This is a genomic window from Rhizobium glycinendophyticum, from assembly GCF_006443685.1.
In the GTDB taxonomy this organism is placed as follows: Bacteria; Pseudomonadota; Alphaproteobacteria; order Rhizobiales; family Rhizobiaceae; genus Allorhizobium; species Allorhizobium glycinendophyticum.
The window spans coordinates 1222622-1241899 of record NZ_VFYP01000001.1 but is presented as its reverse complement, the minus strand read 5'-3'; the positions used below and the strand labels follow the sequence as shown (position 1 = coordinate 1241899).

The window sequence follows — 19278 nt, the reverse complement described above, 5'->3', positions numbered from 1 at the left end:
TGGGAGGGTCAAGGGGTGACATAGGTTTTTCTTTTGGGCGTGTTTACAAGCTTTATCTATCTCCGCTTTGGGTGGGAGCTCGGATAAGTCTTCCCCGCCGTTGAACCGGTTCCCTTCTACGCGTCTTCTCGCACCAGGCCGCCGCACCCACCTTGTGACGCAGCAGAAGGTTGTTCACTCGTGCCAATCTGAAGGCCGATGAAAATCGCCGCGACCTACGAGCCGGCTGTCGGGCCTTGCCGAGATTAGGGACCGGGCGCAGACTGTCCCTGCGAACCCACGAGACCAAGGGGGACTGCCCATGCTGATCGGGACCTGTCACTGCGGCAAGGCGGGCTGGACGCTTTCCGGCGATCCGGGCCCGGCAACCGCCTGCAACTGCACGCTCTGCCGGCGCTATGGCGCGCTTTGGGCCTATGACTACGAGAGCGAGCGCATCGAGATTACCGGTGCCCCGTCCTCCTATACCCGCGCGGGCCCGGACAAGTCCTTTCTCGAAATCCTGTTCTGCCCAAGCTGCGCCTGTGTGCTCTCCTGGCGGGCCTTGCACACGGGCGAAGACGGCCGGCGCCGGATCGCGGTCAACCTGCGGCTCGCCCCACCGGACGCCGTCGCCGACCTGCCGATCGACCATTTCGACGGGCTCGACAGCTTCGAAGACCTCCCTTCCCGCGGCGACTGCGTGCGCGATCTCTGGGCTTGAGGGGGCTGCGGGCCTAAGGCGGCTCTTAACGACCGAAGGCCGATCACATCGTGGCCGGCCTTTTTGCTCTCAAGATGTCACGTTGTGACGGCGTTCTCAGAACTCTTCCCAGCTGCCGCCGCTTTTGACGGCGGCATTGCCGTGAAAGGCATGAGCCACTTTTGCGGTCATCTGACGGGCCGGCGAGGCTTGCGGGCGGGACCGTTGGGCGGTGAGAGCGGGGGCGCTGCGGGTCTGACCGCCGCTGGCGCCGATGTTGAACTGGCCGAGCAACCGGAACAGTTCTTCTGCCTCGCGGGCCAGGCTGTGGGACGCGGCCGTCGTTTCCTCGACCATGGCGGCGTTCTGCTGCGTTCCCTGGTCGATGGTGTTGACCGCCGTGTTGATCTCCTTCAGCCCCGTTGACTGCTCCCTGGATCCCTCGACGATCGCAACGACATTGACGTCGACCTCGATAACCTGGCTCACGATCTCCTGCAGTGCCTTGCCGGTCGTGCCGACCAGCGCCACGCCCTCCTTCACATGGGCGTTCGAGGCGTTGATCAGTTCCTTGATCTCCTTGGCGGCCTTGGCCGAGCGTTGGGCAAGTTCGCGCACTTCCTGCGCGACGACGGCAAAGCCCTTGCCGGCTTCTCCTGCACGGGCCGCTTCGACACCAGCATTCAATGCCAATAGGTTGGTCTGGAAGGCGATTTCGTCGATGACGCCGATGATGTTGGAAATTTCCGAGGAGGATTTCTCGATCCGGCTCATGGCCTCGACGGCATTCCCGACGACATTGCCGGAATGCTCCGCATTGTCCTTGGTCTTGCGAACCAGCTCTCCCGCCTCCTGGGCACGGTGGCTGCTGTCGCTGACCGTCGTGGTGATCTCTTCCAGTGCGGCGGCCGTCTCTTCCACGGATGCTGCCTGCTGTTCGGTGCGCTTTGCAAGTTCAGCCGATGCCTGCTGGATCTCTTGCGAGGCGGACGCAATCGCGCCGGCGTTAGCGAGGATCGACTGGAGCGTGTTGCGCAGCTTGGACGACGTTTCGTTGAAATCGATGCGCAGCTTGTCCAGCGCGGGAAGGAAAGGTTTGTCGAGCGTCTGCGTCATGTCGCCTGCCGACATGGCGTTGAGTGCCGTGGCCAGCGTCTCGACATTCTCGACGCGTGTGGTGACATCGGTGGCGAATTTCACCACCTTGAAGACCTGCCCGTTCATGTCGAAGATCGGATTGTAGGAGGCCTGGATATAGACCTTCTTGCCACCCTTGCCGATGCGCATGAATTCGTCGGCGACAAACTCACCGGCTGCCAGTTTCCTCCAGAACTGGCGATAGGCCTCGCTGCTCGTGTAGGACGGTTCGCAGAACATCTGGTGGTGTTTGCCCTGGATCTCGGACAGCTGGTAGCCGAGCGTCGTCAGGAAATTCTCGTTGGCCGTCAGGATTTCGCCCGAGGGGGTGAACTCGATCACCGCCTGGGCGCGGGAAAGCGCGTCGAGCTTGCCGGCGTCCTCGGCGGTCTTCAGCTTCTGCGCGGTGATGTCGGTGGCAAACTTCACCACCTTGTAGGGCTTGCCGCCCCGGAACACCGGATTGTAGGAGGCCTCGATCCAGATCTCCTTGCCGCCCTTGCCGATGCGCTTGTACTGGCGGCGATCGAACTCGCCACGGCCGAGCTTCAGCCAGAAGTCACGGTATTCCTGCGATCCCGCTTCGGCCGGATCCACGAACAGCCGGTGATGCTGCCCGACGATCTCGGACAGCTGGTAGCCCAGCGCCTGACAGAAATTCTCGTTGGCCGACAGGATCGTTCCATCGAGCTTGAACTCGATGATCGCCTGCGACTTGCTCATTGCTTCCAGCACGGCTTTCGCATCCGCACCGCCAAGACCAAACATGCTTCTCTCCACCCCGTTTTATGAGACCCAACCTGCCGGGTGGCTCATACCCCGCAATATCCACGTCCCTAAATTTCGCAGTTTGGAATTTAGAAATGGTGAAGATTTGGGCCAAATCCGATACATCTTGCGCATGTTCGACAAGATTTGCTGAGCCACCCCTCCAGCCCCTCTGGCGCAACCGAGGCGCAACCCTCGCGCAACCTTGGTTTTTTAGACATCCCTCATGAGACGGACGAGCAACCTGGACCTCACGTTCAACGATCCCAACGGCCAGACCGAGATGCATGCCGCCCACAGCTGGCGCGGCGTGTCCGTTCAATATTCGCGACTGAAACTGCCGACCGGTTACGAATTCTCTTGGCAGGGAGACGGCCATTATCTTGCCCATCACGATCTCGTGCTGGTCGACGGCGAGATGGAGGTGACGGGAGAGCGACCGGTCGCGGGCGGAGACCTGAGGGACCGGATGACCTTCGTGCCCGCTGGCCGGGCGCTCAAGGGCTGGGCAGAACCTGCCGACCGGATGAACGCCTTTACCGTCGTGTGCTTCGATGTTTCCGCCATGGAAGATGACATCCAGGAGACGTTTCGCCAAGCCGCATCACGCCCTGAGATATACTTCCGCGACGAGCATCTCGGCACCACCATGCGAAAGCTCGGCCAGGTCATGGCCGATTGCGAAGGGCCGGCTTCGCGGCTCTATGCCGAAACGCTTGGCCTGACGGCTGCCCTCGAAATGCTGCGACTGAGTGCAGAAAAGGACGGCAAGGCCAGGGAGCGTGGCGCTGGCCAGCTCTCCAACAGCCAGCGCTCTCTGGTGACCGGCTTCATCGAAACGCATCTCGCCGACGACATAGGGCTCGACGAACTGGCGAGCCTTTGCGGCTTGAGCCGCTTTCACTTCTGCCGGGCGTTCAAGGCGACGTTTGGAGAGACACCGATCCAGTATGTTACCCTCAGGCGGATCGAAAAAGCGCAGCAGATGCTCGGCGAGACGAGAATGCCCGTGGCGATGATCGCGAAAGCCTGCGGTTTCAGTGGCGCAAGCCAGTTCGGCCGGGCCTTCCGGAGCGTTGCCGGGACGACGCCGCTCGCCTTCCGGCGCAGCATCTGAGGCGAACGCCATCCGGCTTGAGCGGCAAGCTGTCTAGCCCCTGTTTTCGCCCAGCCGCATGGGCCAGTCGACCACGTAATCCTCGAGATCCTCGACATCGAGGCCCTCTTCCGAGATCGTGCGGCCTTTTGCCGACACGCCGGCTTCATGCACCGTGCGAGGATCGCCCGAGACGAGCGGATGCCACCAGTATAGGTCGCGGCCCTCGTCGATCAGGCGGTAGCCGCAGGTGGGCGGCAGCCACTGGATTTCGCGCAGGCCCTTCAGGGTGAGCTGGATGCAATCCGGCACCGTCTCCTGGCGATTTTCATAGTCCTTGCAGCGACAGGTGTCGCCGTCTAGCAGCTTGCAGGCGACCGAGGTGAAGGCGATCTCGCCGGTCTCCCAGTCCTCCAGCTTGTTGAGACAACAGAGGCCACAGCCGTCGCACAGGCTTTCCCACTCTTCGTTGCTCATCTCGGCGAGCGTCTTGGTTTTCCAGAAGGGATCGTCTTGCATGCTTTATCCAGGGCCGGACCGTCGGCGCGTTGTTGGTGTTGCAGCGGTGCAGTTCGGGTTTTGGCCGGCCGCGCTGCCGGGTGGCGTCCGCGCCACGCCTTTGCCAAAACGGTGCCGAAGCACCAATGACGCTGCGGCCGGGCCGTGATTGTACTTGTTCTTTGGCGGCAAATCGACCATCACTCATGAAGACCGACGCCGCCTTCTGGCCGGGCCAGTCCTTGAGGCCTAAGGGCGGTCGCGTCAAGCCAGTGGACTTAAGATTCGCGCCGACCCTGTCGGGCGAAAGGGATCGGGAAGGCCTAAGGTGTCCGGGGACGACCAGCCGAACAACGAGCCGCAGAAGGCGCCGAATGCGGGCAAGCCGGCCAAAGAGCCGAAGCTGAAGCGGCATATCTTCCTCAGGATCGACAGCTGGCTCGACTCGACGCTGTGGAATGCCGGATACGATCTGGCCGAAACCTGGGAGGAGATCACCATCTTCTTCCGCCGCTTCCGGGTGCGGGGCTTGAAGAAGCTCGGCTTCGAGATTGCCGGCGAAGCGATGACGCTCGGCACCGCCGGTTTCGTCGTGCTTCTGGCGCTCGCCCAGCCGGCCTTCGAGGAGACCAAGAAGGACTGGCGCAACCACGACAATTTCGCCGTCACCTTTCTCGACCGCTATGGCAATACGATCGGCCATCGCGGCATCATTCATGAAAACTCCGTGCCCGTGGACGAGCTGCCGGACCATCTGGTCAAGGCGGTGCTGGCAACGGAAGACCGGCGCTTCTTCGACCATTTCGGCATCGATTTCTTCGGCCTTGCCCGTGCCATGACGGAAAACGCCAAGGCGGGTTCTGTCGTGCAGGGCGGCTCGACGCTGACGCAGCAGCTGGCGAAGAACCTGTTCCTCACCAATGAACGGTCGATCGAGCGCAAGATCAAGGAAGCCTTCCTGTCGCTGTGGCTCGAGGCGAACCTCTCCAAGAAGGAGATCCTGTCGCTCTATCTCGACCGCGCCTATATGGGCGGCGGTACCTTCGGGGCGGCGGCGGCCTCGCAATTCTATTTCGGCAAGAACATCACCGAGGTGACGCTGGCGGAAGCGGCCATGCTCGCCGGCCTCTTCAAGGCGCCGGCGAAATATGCGCCGCATGTCAACCTGCCGGCGGCGCGGGCGCGGGCCAACGACGTGCTTACCAACATGGTGCAGAGCGGGCTGATGACCGAGGGCCAGGTGGTGGCGGCCCGACGCAACCCCGCCTCCGTCATCGACCGCGACGAAAAGGAAGCGCCGGATTTCTTCCTCGACTGGGCGTTCGAGGAGGTGCAGCGGCTTGCGGCGAAGTTCAAGGATCATACGCTCGTCGTGCGCACCACCATCGATCTCGGCCTGCAGCAGGCGGCCGACGAGGCGGTCGCTTCGTCGCTGCGCGAATATGGCGAGAGCTATAACGTCAAGCAGGGCGCGCTCGTGATGATCGAGAACGGCGGGGCCGTGCGCGCGATGGTCGGCGGGCGCGACTATGGCGAAAGCCAGTTCAACCGCTCGACCAAGGCGCTGCGCCAGCCCGGCTCGTCGTTCAAGATGTATACCTATGCGCTGGCCATGGAGAACGGCTACACCCCGCAAAGCGTCGTCGTGGATGGTCCGATCTCCTGGGGCAACTGGAGCCCGCAGAATTACGGCCGCAGCTATGCCGGGCGGATTACGCTCGAGACGGCGCTGGCGAAATCGATCAACACCATTCCCGTGCGTCTCGCCAAGGAGAAGCTCGGCATCGACGCCATCATGCAGACGGCGAAGGCCATGGGTGTGGAGACGCCGCTTCGGAAAGACGTGACCATTCCGCTCGGCACCTCGGAAGTGACGGTGATGGACCAGGCGACGGCCTATGCCGTGCTGCCGGCCGGGGGCTACCAGTCGCGCCGCCACGGGGTTGCGCAGATCATGAACTACAATGGCGATGTGCTTTATGATTTCGAGCGCGATACGCCGCCGCCGGAGCGGATCCTGACGGAAAAGGCTGCCGCCTACATGAACCAGATGATGACCAAGATCCCCTATATCGGCACGGCACGCCGCGCCGCCGTCGACGGGATCCTGACCGGCGGCAAGACCGGCACGACGCAGGCCTATCGCGATGCCTGGTTCGTTGGTTACACCGGCAACTACACGGCCGCCGTCTGGTTCGGCAATGACGACTATACCTCGACCAACAACATGACCGGCGGCTCGCTCCCGGCGATGACCTTCAAGAAGCTGATGGATTACGCCCATCAGGGCATCGACCTGAAGCCGATCATGGGGGTCGATGCACCGATGCCGGAAAAGGACGCCAAGCCTGCGGTGGCGAGCGCCACCGATGCCGATGCCACGGCGCTGCCGCCGATGGTCAGGCCGCGCTCGCTGTCTGGCCAGTCGACCCGGCTGATCCGCGAACTCGGCCAGCGGCTGCGGGCCGCGCCGGCGCTTGCCCTGCCCGCCGGACCCAGTGCGCAGGCTACCACTGCCAGCGAAACCACCGGCTCGACGCAAAATTAAGACAATCGCAGGTTTTGTCGTCCGACAGGCGCGCGAGGTCGCATGAGACGGTTCGTATGCGTGATTCGCCGCCTGACGCACCATCTTCCTGCCGGCGGCGCCGCGACTGCGCGCACAACGTGTCGCAAAGGCACAAGAGCGGTCAGGCGGCCGTGGCCGGCAGACCCGATCGAAAGACACTGTTTACCATGCGGCACGTGAAAATCCCCGGTTTCCCGAGATGGTACAGGTCCTTCACCCCAAATTAAGGGGGTCGCCGGTAGGTTGTGGTCGATTTCGACACTCAGATATTTTATCCGGTGATTGCATCCATGAAGAGATGGCTCGGACTGCCCGCAAAACCCCGCATGACCGCGGAGCAATATACGGACTTCCTCCAATCCCGCGCTGCCTTGCGCAACCGCATGCTACAGGCGGCGGTGATCAGCGTTCTCGGCTTCTACCTCTGCTGCTTCTTCTTCGATCTCTTCGTGCTGACCGATGTCACCGTGCTATCGGCTGTTTTGCGCTTCGGCGTCATGGTGCCAATGTCGGGTGGGCTGCTCTTCTATCTGAATGGCGAGCATCCGGTGGAGCACAAGGAGGGGGCGGCCATCCTGGTGGCGCTGCTGGCGCAGGTGTCGTGGTCGATTATCGTGACCGCGAGCCATAACCCGGCCGTGCTCGGCTATTATTATGCGGCCTGTACCTTCCAGATGGCCATCACGATTGCCGCCGCCTCGCCCTTCCGTCCGAGCTTGCATGCCAGCGTCTTCGGTTTCTGTCTCACCTATTCGGTCATCTGGTTTCTCGAAGGCGCCACACCTCTTTATGCCGTGCAGCACCTGTCGGTCTATCTGCCAACCGTTGCCATGACGCTGCTCGTTTCCTACCAGCTCGAGGCGGAAGCCATGGCGAACTATCTGCAGCAACAGGAAAACGAGGTGCTGAAGCGGGAATTGTCACGCCAAAACAAGGACCTGGCCCGCCTTTCCGTCACCGATCCCTTAACCCGCCTGTCAAACCGGCGCGGCACAGAAATGGAACTCCTGCGGCTGACGACGGAAGCACAAAACGAGGCGGAGCGCGTTGTGCTGCTGGTCGCCGATGTCGACAACTTCAAGGCTTATAACGACGCCTATGGCCATGGTGCCGGCGACGAATGCCTGAAACGGGTTGCCCGCGCGATGCGTCGGGCGCTGCCGATCGAGGCGCATTTCGCCCGCCACGGCGGCGAAGAATTCGTCGCGATCCTCTCCGCCAGCGACGCGGAGATGGCAGCAAGCGTGGCCGAAAGCCTGCGCCGCGCCGTGCGCCAGCTCGGCATCGGCCATGACCACACCGGCGACCGCAACCGCCACGTCACCGTCAGCATCGGTGCTGCGTGCGGCGCTGTCCGCTCCGCCGCCGACTACGAACGCCTGCTGGAGGCGGCCGACCGGGCGCTTTATGCGGCCAAGGGGGATGGGCGGAACAGCTGGCGGGTGTTTGAGGGGGATGAGGTGGCAAGGGTTGTGGCTTGATGGGGCGAAATTGGCTAAACGGCCGGTCTATGAGTTATGAGTTGGTCGGAATGGGCCGGGAGGAGACAGTCCGCTCTCCGCTGACGAACCGCAAAGGCCGACATTGTTGCCCAGCCTTGGCGCATCATCCTGGAAGATAAGCTTCGGCACCCTTTTTGATGATCTCTTCCTCGGTCATCGTCCGATGCCAGTGCGAGTAGAGGATGAAGCGGTTGCGGGGAAGATCGATTTCGTGCCTCAGGTGGCGATGAATGGCACTGAAGGCGGCGTGCTCGCAGCCGCCCCAGAGGAAGGCCTGATGCAAATCCGATGGCCAAGCCACGGTCTTCAGCGCGTCAGGGAGAAGCGACGTCGTGCCGGCGGGCCGTCCTTCCCGGAACAGCCAGCGCAGCTCGAAATTCGCGGGACAACGGAGCGGAAGCTGGTCAGCGCTGCTGTCTACTTCGATGAAGGCGCGGCCGACCGCCGTGTCGGGCAGATTTTCCAGTATACGCGCAATGCCGGGCAGCGCCGTCTCGTCCCCGATCAGCACGTAAAAGGCTGCCGGCTTCGGCGCATGGGCCGCAGGTCCCAAAACGCCAGCCATGTCGCCTCTGCGGGCTTCCATTGCAAACCGGGTCGCCGGTCCGGGATCGGCGTGCAGGGCAAAATCCACTACGAGCGTCCCGGCGGCCGCATCAATCTGCCTAATGGTGTAGACCCGTGTCGGAACCGCCTTGTCATCCGGCCAAACGACATGGCCCCTGTGATCGAGCATGGGCCAGCGAGGCTCGACCGTCCCTCGCGGCTGGAAGATCAGCCGACAGTGAAGCTGATCGTCGCGATCATAGCGGTGGAGATCTTCGCCACGAAAGGTGATCCGTCTCATGTGGGGCGTCAGGTCTTCGATCATCTCGACAGTGAGAACCCGCAGATCGTCCGGCAGCGCCGGGTCTGTATGGTCACCCACCCAGACGATATCGAGAGACTCGCGCGCGGCGATAAAACCGATGGGGCCGACCAGAGCGTGCTTGAGACGGTTCAGGGCACCGGGATCGTCCGCCTCGACATAGAGATCGAAGCCGGCCGGCCTGGGGGCGAAGCGCGCCCGTCCAAACGCGGAGGCGATCTCGAAGACGTCATTACGACAGTCGATCGTCATGTCGTGCGTGGCGATCGACTCGATGAAGGCGTCCGCATAGTCGGCAATCTGCGGAAAGGCCACGGCAGCGGAGGCGCGATACGGTGGCGGCGTCGGATGTGACATGTTCGGTCCTTGCGAGATCAGAGCGACGTCCACAGCGGACCATCGATCGGAACAGCCGCAAAATCGCGATTGATGGTGTCGAGCAGCCCCGCGGCATAGGTCTCGGGGAAGCGATCCGGATGCAGCCAGCGCGCAAGCTGTGCGACGAAGAGGATGTGCAGCGGCGGATTGGTGATCAGTCCTGTCCAGACCGCATGGACCCGTCCGTGCTGGACACTCGGGAGTTCCTGGAAAGCCGGGCGGGCCTCAACAAGTGTCTTCAGGCTGAGACGCGCGGCATCGGGCATAATGCCGGGGCCCAGAGAAGGGCGCCCCCCTGCGGCCCAGCCTCCGCCGGAGGCAATATAGACGTCATGCGGGGTCGAGAGGAGATATTCGAGCGAAAGCTTCTCGAACCATGGCGCCTGAACAGCCGGCAGCGGCGCTCCTCCGGCAATTGCAAGAAGCTCGCCCCAGATCCTGCGTCCCGCAGCCCAGCAGCAATCATCGGTGGTCGACTGCACTTCCAAATAGGTGGTGACGGGGCTGCTCCCGGCAAGTCCGGACGCCACGTCCGCCAGGGAATGCAGGACGAGTTGGAGATAGGCTTCGGCTCTCGCTTGCGTGCCGAGGATGCCCCCCCACATGCGCATGAGGGCTTCCACGCTGGCCAGGGGCGCCAAACTCTTGTCCGACGCGAGTGTGTTGCTGGACGTATCGCTGAAGAGCACGGGCACGCCAAGCTCCTGCAGCCTGTCAACGAGCAGGTCGCTGCCCTCGGGCGGTGTCATAAACGCGGTGGTGACGACAAGATCCGGCGCGAGGGCAATCAGGCCCTCCAGCGACACCGTCTCTGGCGTCATCTTTCCGACGACTTCGATGCGGTGCTTGCCCTGCAGGCGCTGCTTCAGAGTCTCGCTGTCGATGCGGTCCGTGGCTGCCCAACCAACGACCAGAGACGCCGGATCAGGATGCAGGAGGCTCATCGTCAGGAGGTCATGGGCCTCAAGCAGCACGATGCGTTTCGGCAAGGCCGCCAGCTCGACGCTTCTGCCCGCCATGTCGACGATGGTGATCTTGCCGGCAGCCCGGGCCGGCACAACACCGCCGACCAGAGTGGCGGCCAGCATCGACCCGCACAGGTGACGCCGCGTCATCATCATATCGTCACCACTTGTATTTCAGGCCGGCCACGACGGTCCGCCCATTGCCATACTGGCAATAGATGCCGTAGCTGCAGCTCGAATAATATTCCTCGTCGAGCAGATTGGTGACGTTGAGCGTCGCTTCCAGCCCCTTGAGATCCGGACGCTTGGCGCCGAAATCGTATTTCACGGCAGCATCCACCAGCGTATATCCGTCGGCCTCAATCGTATTGGCATCGTCGGCATAACTCGATCCGACAAAGCGCAGACCGCCGCCGAGCGTCAGTCCTTCCAGCGCTCCCGCATCGAAGGTGTAATTGGCCCAGAGAGAACCGAAATAGCGCGGCACCGCCTGTGGCCGGTTGCCGATGATGGACGTGGTGGTCGACTCGGATACTTCCGTGTCGAGCAGGGAAAGCGCCGCGATCAGTTCGATGTTGCTCGTGACCTGCCCACGCGCTTCGAATTCCAGGCCGCGCGAGTGGATCTCGCCCTGCTGGACATAATAATTGGCATGCGCGTTGTCGGCGGTCTTGACGTTCTGCTGACGGATGTCGAAGGCCGCGACGGTAAAGAGCGCATCAAGGCCTTCCGGTTGGTATTTCACGCCGATTTCGTATTGCTCTGCTTCCGTCGGCACGAAGGCGTTGCCTGAATAGTCCGTGCCGAGGACCGGCTCAAACGACGTGGCGTAACTCGCATAAGGAGCCACGCCGTTATCGAAGAGGTAGAGCAGGCCGGCGCGATAGGTGGTCGCATCGGAGGACTGGTCCGTTGTGGTGCCGAGCACGTGGTTGTCCGTTTCCTGATCGGCCCAGTCATGGCGGATGCCGAGGACAGCGCGCAGCTTGCCCAGTTCAATCTGGTCCTGAAGATAAATCCCGGTCTGTTTCAGATCCTGATCGCTGTCCGTGTAGGTTGATAGGGAACCGACGCTTGCGCCGTAAGTCGGATTGGTCACGTCCAGCGAGCTGGCATTACCGTAGAGATATTCCCAACTGCTGCTGGAGGACTGGAGGTCGACACCGGCAAGCAGAGTGTGCTGGAGCGGGCCTGTATCCAACTTGTATTCAGCATGATTGTCGAAGGAAAACCCGCGCGCATCCTCGATCGAGTGGACGGCAATACGCGGTATGACGCCCGTTGACGACGGGGCGCCCGCCATCTGCAGGGACTGCATGTCGATGTCGATCGCCGAGTATCGCAACGCAGAGCGGACAGTCAGGCCTTCGTCAAAGCGATGCTCAAATTGATAGCCGATATTGTACTGCGTGCGCTCGAAATGATCATAGGTCGGGTCGCCGATATTCAGATCTGGATCGAGATAACCCGCGATATTGGCGGGCGCGAGGAAGCGCGGATAGATGGAGTTGAAGTATCCGCCTTCGGGATCTCGCTGGTAGGATCCCGAAACGATGAGGGATGTATCGGCGTCCGGCTCCCACTTGAGCGAGGGGGCAACACCGATGCGCTGCTCCTCGACATCGTCATAGCGCGACCCCGCCGAGCGGCCGACGAGGCCGATCCCATATTGCACGGTTCCATCCTCGGTCAGGGGACCGGTCGAATACAGGCCACTCTGCACACGGCCGTCCGTCCCTACTTCAAGACGTGCCTCGTTGGCGGCCACCGACGACGGCTCGCGCGACACCTGATTGACGAGGCCGCCGGGGCTGATCTGACCATAGAGCAGAGCCGAAGGGCCCTTCAGCACATCGATGTGATCCAGAAAGAAGGGATCGATCTGTGGCGTGGCAAATGCCTGGCCTCGGACGAGCTTCAAACCATCCAGATAGCCCACGTAATTGGTATCCGTGCCAAAAGCGCCGAACCCCCGCAGGAAGACGGAGTCATATCGCGACGACGAGTCACGATCGGAGAGCACACCCGCCGTATATCGCAGGGACTCCGCAACCGTCTGCGGGTTCTGCTCGTCGATCTGCTTGCGGCTGATCGTGGTGACCGATTGTGGGGTCTCCAGGACCGGCGTGTTCGTCTTTGTTGCCGAACGGTTCGACTTGGCCACGAGACTGTCCGAGGTGTCCGTTGAACCACCCTCACCGTTAACGACGATCGTCTGAAGTTGCGTACCTGTTTCACCGGTGCCGGCATCCTGGGCATGGGCGTGTTGGACAGTGAAAAGGATGGTCGAAGCAAGCAGGAAGTTTCTGGAAAGACGCGGTTTCACAAGGGGCCCCATGGTCAAGACGCAAGAGTTATGGCAGAGGCATAAATCAAACGGGACCGTCCTGTCCAGATATTATGATTACAATTATCAACTTTTTATTGGCATGGACACCGCCGCGCAGACAAGCCACAGAAAGATCGGAAGGCAGAGGAGAATCGCATGAAACCGACCGGAACTGCGATGACGCGGGTCGGCCGTCCCTCCAAGGCGGCCCAGGATGCCGCTTCAGAAAAGATCATGGCTGTGGCCATGGAGCTGTTTGCCGATCGCGGTTTTGCCGGAACCTCCATGGAACAGGTGGCAAGCCGCTGCGGCATGGGGAAGGACACGCTCTATCGCCGCTTTCCGTCCAAGGTCGCCCTGTTCGAGGCTGTGGTCGAGCACGCCCATCGCCGTGCGGTGGATCGGCTCGCCGATATGCGGAGCGCTGCAGAAGAACCGCTTCCACGCCTGAAGGCTCTGATGCAGGCAATGCTGCATATGAACATGGACGCCGATCTGATTGCGCTCAAACGCATCACATTCAGCGAAACGGTCGTGTTCGAGAAAAGGGAACCGTTCCCGCGACAGCCCGATCCCATCATGGATCGCCTGATCGATGCGGTTCGTGCGGCACAGGCCGCCGGATCAATCCGCGCGGGAGATCCCGCTGCCCTCGCCAATCATCTCATACACTGTCTTGTCGCCCTGCCAACATCGATCGCGATGCTGGGCGGGGACGCCTATGATGATGCCTCGGCCGTCCAGGCGCATTTTGACATCACATGGCTTTGGCTCATGGAAGGCGTATCTGCTCAGGCTTCAAATCTGTGAGTTTCACGCCTGCTATGCAAAAGGCTCTGCCCACGAAATGCGATCGCCGAAGAGAACGCAAGTCGGCCGATTTGGATTAACAAACTCGGTGGCTGGCGCGGTGCTCACACGCGGCAACGAAGTCCGCTTTTAGATGTAACTGACGGCAACCTGAACGACTGAGATGAAGGCACAAAGGGGACACGCATCCCACACAGGGTTATCCGCCCCACCCCCCTCACGACACCGCCACCGGCTTTGACCGCATCCGCATCGCCGTTGCCGGATCGGCATCGGCCATGACCACACCGGCGACCGCAACCGCCACGTCACCGTCAGCATCGGTGCTGCGTGCGGCGCTGTCCGCTCCGCCGCCGACGACGAGCGGCTGCTGGAAGCGGCGGACCGGGCGCTTTATGCGGCCAAGGAGGATGGGTGGAAAAGCTGGCGGGTGTTCGAGGGGGCGGAGATGGAAAGGGTCGTGGCGTGAGGTGGGTGTCATGAGGACCCGGAGAGGTCGCCTGATCATACTCCTCCATCGCCTTGTGACGCGTTCCTAAATAACCGCATCTCGGCGCCCGAATTCGGTGCCGTTTCGGCGCGCCGACAAAAAATGCTCTGCAATTTGTACCCGGGCTTGCGACTGAGCCCCCGATGTTCAGCGAGGGTCGTCGTTTGAGCAGTCAAAGATATCAGCATGTCCGGATATTCGAGTTCTATTTTGTAACTTGAAAAGATTTATCGATGAGAATTTGTCCATCAAACAGCAGTTTGTTCGCAGACGCAGATCGCCGTCGATCACTGCGAGATCGGAAATCATGGAGAAGATAATGCTGGGTTTTGGCGGTGCGGATGCGAAGGCCGTGCTGGAAGCAATGAGCAAGTCGCAGGCGATCATCGAGTTCAAGCTCGATGGAACGATCCTGTCGGCCAACGAGAATTTCTGTCAGGCGCTGGGCTACCAGCTGTCCGAGATCGTCGGGCAGCATCACCGGCTGTTCGTGGATCCGGCCGAAGCGGGATCGCAGGAATACCGTGACTTCTGGCTGAAGCTCGGCCGTGGCGAGTTCGATCGCCGCCAGTACAAGCGCATCGGCAAGGGCGGCAAGGAGATCTGGATCGAGGCCTCCTACAATCCGGTGTTCCGGGGCGGCAAGCCCTACAAGGTGGTGAAGTTTGCCACCGACATCACCGCGCAGAAGCTGAAGACCGCCGAGGACGCCGGCAAGCTCGACGCGCTTTCCCGCGCCCAGGCGGTGATCGAGTTCACCCCCTCGGGCGAAATCCTGACGGCCAACGAAAACTTCCTGGCGACGCTGGGGTACCAGCTCTTAGAAATCCAGGGCAAGCACCATCAGATGTTCTGCGAGCCCGCATATACGAGCAGCGAAGAGTATCGCCGCTTCTGGGCCAAGCTCGCTGCGGGGGAGTTCGTGGCGGACGAGTTTTTGCGCGTCGGCAAAGGCGGCAAAAAGGTTTACATCCAGGCTTCCTACAACCCGATCTTCGACATGAACGGCAAGGTGTTCAAGGTCGTGAAATTTGCGACCGACGTCACCACGCGGGTACAGAACGTCGACGAACTGGCCAGCGTGCTGAACGCCATGTCGGAAGGCGACATGATGCAGACAATCGACAAACCTTTCATGCCGTCATTGGAAAAGCTGCGCGTCGACTTCAACCAGACGTCGCAGAAGCTGCGGAATACCCTGCAGACGATTTCCCAGAATGCCGGCGCCATCGCCCCCGCCTCGCAGCAGATCCAGTCCGCTTCCAACGACCTGTCGAAGCGCACCGAACAGCAGGCGGCCTCCGTCGAGGAGACGGCAGCGGCGCTCGAAGAGATCACCACGACCGTCGGCGACAGCAGCCACCGCGCCCAGGAAGCGGGTGAACTGGTGCGCAAGACCAAGGAAAATGCCGAGCGCTCCGGCACCGTGGTCGGTCATGCGGTCGAAGCCATGGGCAAGATCGAGAAATCGGCGGGCGAAATTGCCAACATCATCGGCGTGATCGACGAGATCGCCTTCCAGACCAACCTGCTCGCGCTCAATGCCGGCGTGGAAGCCGCTCGTGCGGGCGAGGCCGGCAAGGGCTTTGCCGTCGTTGCCCAGGAAGTCCGCGAACTTGCGCAGCGCTCTGCCAAGGCGGCCAAGGAAATCAAGGAACTGATCACCGCCTCCAACGCTCATGTGAAGGAGGGTGTGACGCTCGTCGGCACGACCGGCAAGTCTCTGCAGGAAATCGTCACCCAGGTGGTGCAGGTGGACGGCAATGTGGGCGCTATCGTGGAAGCGTCCAAGGAGCAGGCGACGGGGCTGAAGGAGATCAACACCGCCGTCAACACCATGGATCAGGGCACGCAACAGAATGCCGCCATGGTCGAGGAAACCACCGCAGCCGCGCACAGCCTGGCGCGCGAGGCGGAACAGCTCTTCCAGCTTCTCGGCCAGTTCAACATCGGCCATGGCGGTACGCAGCCTCGCAGCGCACCGGCGCCCGCCAATGATCAGTCTCGTCCGCGCCCTTCCCCGTCCCGCCAAATGACTGCCAAGGTCGCCCAGGCCTTCCACGGCAACGCTGCGGTCAAGACAGGCAACAACTGGGAAGAGTTTTGAGCGTCTCGCGAGACCCCACTGCCTCATCAAGTTTACGCGCCACTGATTTAAACTCAGTGGCGCGGTTCACAGCGAAAACTTCCGCTCATGCTCGTGCCGCAAGATTCTTTGCTCTTCGCTCTTCCCAAGTTCCCGTGCCGTTCCCTCACCGTCGTTGACGAGAGCCGATCATGTCACCCATACAAACAAGCCGTGGCGCCCCTAAATGGCGCGTTTCCTGGGCGTCCGTCCGATCAAGGTGTGCGCGCTCATAAAATGCAACGTTTGGTTAAGTGCAAATCGCGATCACATTAGCATTTGTTTGACAACGAATACCGATGGAACTAAATCGCGCTCGACCACCGGCAACTGTCGCGCAACCGTGCTTGGCCAGACTATTCCTTTCCTCATCAGATCAGTTGTCAAACTTATCTTGCGGTGTGCCGATCGCGAGTGAGCCCAACGCGCTGGTCCAAATCTCGCAACGGCTCGTCATGATAGATACCAAAGCCTCCATCAAACGCTCCCTGGCCATGCCGGATGCCAGGCTCCGGCTGCTCGAGGAAAAGTTCAAGATCGGCACATGGTCTATGGACTTGGAGACAATGCAACTGTGGTGGTCACCCGGAATCTTCAAAATCCTGGGTCTCACAACGGATTCGGTGGTTCCGACCCTCGACCTCTATCAGCAAATGGTTCACCCAGAGGATCAGCTCGCCTTCACCGACGCCGTTGCACTCGCGATGAGTCCGAGCCTTGATGGTCGCAGGTTCCGGATCATCCGCCCGGACGGCTCACTCTGTTGGCTCGAAAACCGGACCCAGCGTCATTTCGATCGCGAAGGGAAACCGATTCTCGTCTCGGGGGTGGTTGCCGATGTCTCCGAGGAGGAGAATCTTCGAACACGGCTTTTACACAAGACGAAGCAGGAGCGCCTTCTGCACGAATTGCTCGGCGAGCTCGTATGGCGTGCAAGACCCGATGGACGGCTGATTGACACGCGAACATGGACCGAACTGACCGGCGAGACCGCAACGGACGCACATGACTGGGACGCCCTTGCTGCAATCCATCCCGACGATCGGGACGTCTTCAAAAAGGCATGGAGCGAGGCAGTCAGATCGACCGAACGCTACACCTGCAGCTTGCGTATCCGACTGCGGGACGGACACTACCAAAGATGCTACAGCAAGGCGCTGCCATTCAAGAACGAGGACGGCAGTGTCGAGTTCTGGCTTGGCGTCAGCACGTTCTGGAATCAGGAAGACGTGCCGCAACAGAAAATGGCGATCACGGCCGCACACGTCCGCGCGGCACGCTCGCTGCTTGATTGGACGGCGCAGAAACTGGCCATGAAAGCGGCGGTTTCCTTCTCCTCTATCCGCCGGCTGGAAACGGATTTCGGTAGCGTGAAACAGGAGACGGTCGATGCCGTCTTAGAGGCACTTACGGCGGCTGGCATCAGGTTTACGGTCGATGAGGCTGGCGCCATCGCCATTGCCTTGCGCAGACCATAGACATTTGCACTTAGGGAGCGTCAGATCTTGCGCCTTGGCCCGGTGGTGGCGGAAGGTCCCCCATTGGCAGCCTGTGAACATGGTTCAGGCCGTGCGGCACGCGCCCCCACGACACTGCCACCGGTTGCATCGCGGTCGCCGGATCGGTTCTGCGGCAGAGCCTCGGCGGCAAATCCTTCATGATCAGTTGGGCGTCGGCGACGGCCATGGAGCCTAGTGCATAGGTGCCGCCTGCGCGGTGTGCGGAGAGGAGGCCGGGGGTATCGCGGATGGGTCCTAAGCCGCGACTGGTTCTTCGGGGAAGGCGGCGGCCGGCAGTCGTGGCGGGTGATGTTTCCCCCGCGGCTCCGGCAGTCGACCATTCCTCGGGACGGGGTCGACTGCGTGGAAATTTGATAATACATCATTCGGTATGCGGGTTGATCGGATTATACAGCTCCAGCTGGCCTTCGACTGAAAAGATGCGACGGTGGTGTCCGCTGGTCACGCTCAGCCCAGAACGTCCACAACCGGGTAAAGGCCCCCATGCCGCAAAACTTTCTCAGCTCCCTTACGGACAGCTCAGGCCTCGGTGGAATCATAACAGCGCACGCCATCGAGGCGATCTTCCTGCTCGACAAGGAAGGCAGAACGGTTTTCGCCAACCCCGCAGCGGAGAAAATGTTCGGCTGGTCGATGGAGGAGCTGGTGGGAAAAAAGCTGCACGACGTCGTGCATCACCACCATGCGGATGGTCGTGAATTTCCGATGGAGGAATGCCCTCTCGGCGATGTCTTTGCCACCGGCAGGAGCCTCGAACGCCACGCCGATATCTTCTTCGACCGTAATGGCCGGCAAGTGCCCGTTTCCTGCTCGAACGCAGCGATCGTCCAGCAAGACGGGGTTGTCGGCGGCGTTCTGATCGTTCGAGACGTGAGCAAACAGCGGGCGCTCGACGAGGAGCGCGAACTGCTTCGAAGGGAGCTCGCCCACAGGATCAAGAACCTTCTCGCAATCGTTCAGGCGGTTGCGACCCAGTCGCTCAAGTGTTCGGATCTGACTGCGGCCCGTGAAACCTTCCTCGGTAGGCTGGCTGCCATATCCGAGGCGCAGACCATGCTGGAGCACGCGCAAAACGAGACGATGTCGGTGAATACCGTCGTTCAACGTGCCCTGGGTCCTTTTGCAGCGGGTGACGAGTCCGTCGCGATCGACGGGCCGGACATTGCCTTGTCTGCGAAACAGGCTTTGGCCTTGTCCATGGCCATTCACGAGCTCGCGACGAATGCCACGAAATATGGCGCATTTTCCACCTCGACCGGCACCGTGTCGGTCACGTGGTCGGTGTCCGATGCTGATCCCTCCGCATTCTCCCTGACCTGGTCGGAACAAGGGGGACCTCCCGTCGAACCGCCCTCACGCAAAGGGTTCGGATCCCGCATGATCGAACGCATGCTGGCTGCGGATTTCGACGGCAGGGTCGAGATCCGGTATCAGCCAACAGGCGTCACGTGTCATTTGCAAGGCACCCTTGTTGTCTCCCGCGACGCCTAGCCGTCTGGCTCAGACAAGCCTGCTTGCGGGCCGGCCTCAGTTCCTATGGC

Annotated in this window: 14 protein-coding genes; 8 read left to right on the top strand and 6 right to left on the bottom strand. The window is 61.3% G+C overall.

The features are described 5' to 3' along the window. Nucleotides 1-301: 301 nt before the first annotated feature. On the top strand, nt 302-703 hold the full coding sequence (locus FJQ55_RS06045; RefSeq protein ID WP_140826759.1) for a GFA family protein: 402 nt from the start codon (nt 302-304) through the stop codon (nt 701-703). Nucleotides 704-799: 96 nt separating this feature from the next. On the opposite strand, the gene FJQ55_RS06040 is transcribed toward FJQ55_RS06045, so the two are convergent. Beyond that, nucleotides 800-2587 carry a methyl-accepting chemotaxis protein gene (locus FJQ55_RS06040; protein WP_140826758.1) on the bottom strand — a complete coding sequence of 596 codons (1788 nt, stop codon included), beginning with the start codon at nt 2585-2587 and terminating at the stop codon, nt 800-802. Nucleotides 2588-2813: 226 nt separating this feature from the next. On the opposite strand from FJQ55_RS06040, the gene FJQ55_RS06035 reads away from it, so the two are divergent. Next, entirely contained in the window at nt 2814-3704 is an 891-nt protein-coding gene (locus FJQ55_RS06035; RefSeq protein WP_140826757.1) for a helix-turn-helix domain-containing protein, read from the top strand. Nucleotides 3705-3737: 33 nt separating this feature from the next. On the opposite strand, the gene FJQ55_RS06030 is transcribed toward FJQ55_RS06035, so the two are convergent. Beyond that, on the bottom strand, nt 3738-4202 hold the full coding sequence (locus FJQ55_RS06030; protein WP_140826756.1) for a YcgN family cysteine cluster protein: 465 nt from the start codon (nt 4200-4202) through the stop codon (nt 3738-3740). 307 nt (nt 4203-4509) lie between these two features. On the opposite strand from FJQ55_RS06030, the gene FJQ55_RS06025 reads away from it, so the two are divergent. Together FJQ55_RS06025 and FJQ55_RS06020 are read left to right on the top strand one after the other, a co-directional pair. Beyond that, nucleotides 4510-6729, top strand: coding sequence for a transglycosylase domain-containing protein (locus FJQ55_RS06025; RefSeq protein ID WP_140826755.1), 2220 nt, complete (start codon nt 4510-4512; stop codon nt 6727-6729). A 311-nt stretch (nt 6730-7040) separates the two neighbouring features. Continuing rightward, a complete protein-coding gene (locus tag FJQ55_RS06020) occupies nt 7041-8231 on the top strand; it encodes a GGDEF domain-containing protein (protein WP_246085034.1) in 1191 nt (396 codons plus the stop codon). 124 nt (nt 8232-8355) lie between these two features. Here FJQ55_RS06020 and FJQ55_RS06015 read toward each other — a convergent pair whose 3' ends face one another. From FJQ55_RS06015 to FJQ55_RS06005, 3 genes are read right to left on the bottom strand one after another with little or no spacing between them, the layout of a single operon-like run. After that, nucleotides 8356-9477 (bottom strand): siderophore-interacting protein, encoded by a 1122-nt coding sequence (locus tag FJQ55_RS06015; RefSeq protein WP_140826754.1) that lies wholly within the window; start codon nt 9475-9477, stop codon nt 8356-8358. A 17-nt stretch (nt 9478-9494) separates the two neighbouring features. After that, nucleotides 9495-10619 carry an ABC transporter substrate-binding protein gene (locus FJQ55_RS06010; RefSeq protein ID WP_140826753.1) on the bottom strand — a complete coding sequence of 375 codons (1125 nt, stop codon included), beginning with the start codon at nt 10617-10619 and terminating at the stop codon, nt 9495-9497. Nucleotides 10620-10623: 4 nt separating this feature from the next. Then, the gene (locus FJQ55_RS06005; RefSeq protein WP_140826752.1) at nt 10624-12789 is read right to left on the bottom strand and encodes a TonB-dependent siderophore receptor; all 2166 of its coding nucleotides are present in this window, start codon (nt 12787-12789) and stop codon (nt 10624-10626) included. A gap of 159 nt (nt 12790-12948) precedes the next feature. On the opposite strand from FJQ55_RS06005, the gene FJQ55_RS06000 reads away from it, so the two are divergent. After that, nucleotides 12949-13602 carry a TetR/AcrR family transcriptional regulator gene (locus FJQ55_RS06000; protein ID WP_140826751.1) on the top strand — a complete coding sequence of 218 codons (654 nt, stop codon included), beginning with the start codon at nt 12949-12951 and terminating at the stop codon, nt 13600-13602. A 217-nt stretch (nt 13603-13819) separates the two neighbouring features. On the opposite strand, the gene FJQ55_RS23950 is transcribed toward FJQ55_RS06000, so the two are convergent. Further along, nucleotides 13820-14083, bottom strand: coding sequence for a hypothetical protein (locus FJQ55_RS23950; protein ID WP_425467505.1), 264 nt, complete (start codon nt 14081-14083; stop codon nt 13820-13822). A 328-nt stretch (nt 14084-14411) separates the two neighbouring features. On the opposite strand from FJQ55_RS23950, the gene FJQ55_RS05990 reads away from it, so the two are divergent. From FJQ55_RS05990 to FJQ55_RS05975, 3 genes are all read left to right on the top strand, one after another. Next, a complete protein-coding gene (locus FJQ55_RS05990; RefSeq protein ID WP_140826750.1) occupies nt 14412-16199 on the top strand; it encodes a methyl-accepting chemotaxis protein in 1788 nt (595 codons plus the stop codon). A gap of 473 nt (nt 16200-16672) precedes the next feature. Next, nucleotides 16673-17695 (top strand): PAS domain-containing protein, encoded by a 1023-nt coding sequence (locus FJQ55_RS05985; RefSeq protein ID WP_161596952.1) that lies wholly within the window; start codon nt 16673-16675, stop codon nt 17693-17695. Between the two features lie 525 nt (nt 17696-18220). Further along, nucleotides 18221-19228, top strand: coding sequence for a sensor histidine kinase (locus tag FJQ55_RS05975; protein ID WP_140826748.1), 1008 nt, complete (start codon nt 18221-18223; stop codon nt 19226-19228). Nucleotides 19229-19278: the final 50 nt, after the last annotated feature.

Bases quoted from the DNA above. Each gene is read 5' to 3' on its own strand.
- FJQ55_RS05975 (WP_140826748.1), top strand. From the start codon at position 18,221: ATGCCGCAAAACTTTCTCAGCTCCCTTACGGACAGCTCAGGCCTCGGT.
- FJQ55_RS06015 (WP_140826754.1), bottom strand. From the start codon at position 9,477: ATGTCACATCCGACGCCGCCACCGTATCGCGCCTCCGCTGCCGTGGCC.
- FJQ55_RS06040 (WP_140826758.1), bottom strand. From the start codon at position 2,587: ATGTTTGGTCTTGGCGGTGCGGATGCGAAAGCCGTGCTGGAAGCAATG.
- FJQ55_RS05985 (WP_161596952.1), top strand. From the start codon at position 16,673: ATGATAGATACCAAAGCCTCCATCAAACGCTCCCTGGCCATGCCGGAT.
- FJQ55_RS06045 (WP_140826759.1), top strand. From the start codon at position 302: ATGCTGATCGGGACCTGTCACTGCGGCAAGGCGGGCTGGACGCTTTCC.
- FJQ55_RS06035 (WP_140826757.1), top strand. From the start codon at position 2,814: ATGAGACGGACGAGCAACCTGGACCTCACGTTCAACGATCCCAACGGC.
- FJQ55_RS06020 (WP_246085034.1), top strand. From the start codon at position 7,041: ATGAAGAGATGGCTCGGACTGCCCGCAAAACCCCGCATGACCGCGGAG.
- FJQ55_RS23950 (WP_425467505.1), bottom strand. From the start codon at position 14,083: ATGACACCCACCTCACGCCACGACCCTTTCCATCTCCGCCCCCTCGAA.
- FJQ55_RS06030 (WP_140826756.1), bottom strand. From the start codon at position 4,202: ATGCAAGACGATCCCTTCTGGAAAACCAAGACGCTCGCCGAGATGAGC.
- FJQ55_RS05990 (WP_140826750.1), top strand. From the start codon at position 14,412: ATGCTGGGTTTTGGCGGTGCGGATGCGAAGGCCGTGCTGGAAGCAATG.
- FJQ55_RS06010 (WP_140826753.1), bottom strand. From the start codon at position 10,619: ATGATGATGACGCGGCGTCACCTGTGCGGGTCGATGCTGGCCGCCACT.
- FJQ55_RS06000 (WP_140826751.1), top strand. From the start codon at position 12,949: ATGAAACCGACCGGAACTGCGATGACGCGGGTCGGCCGTCCCTCCAAG.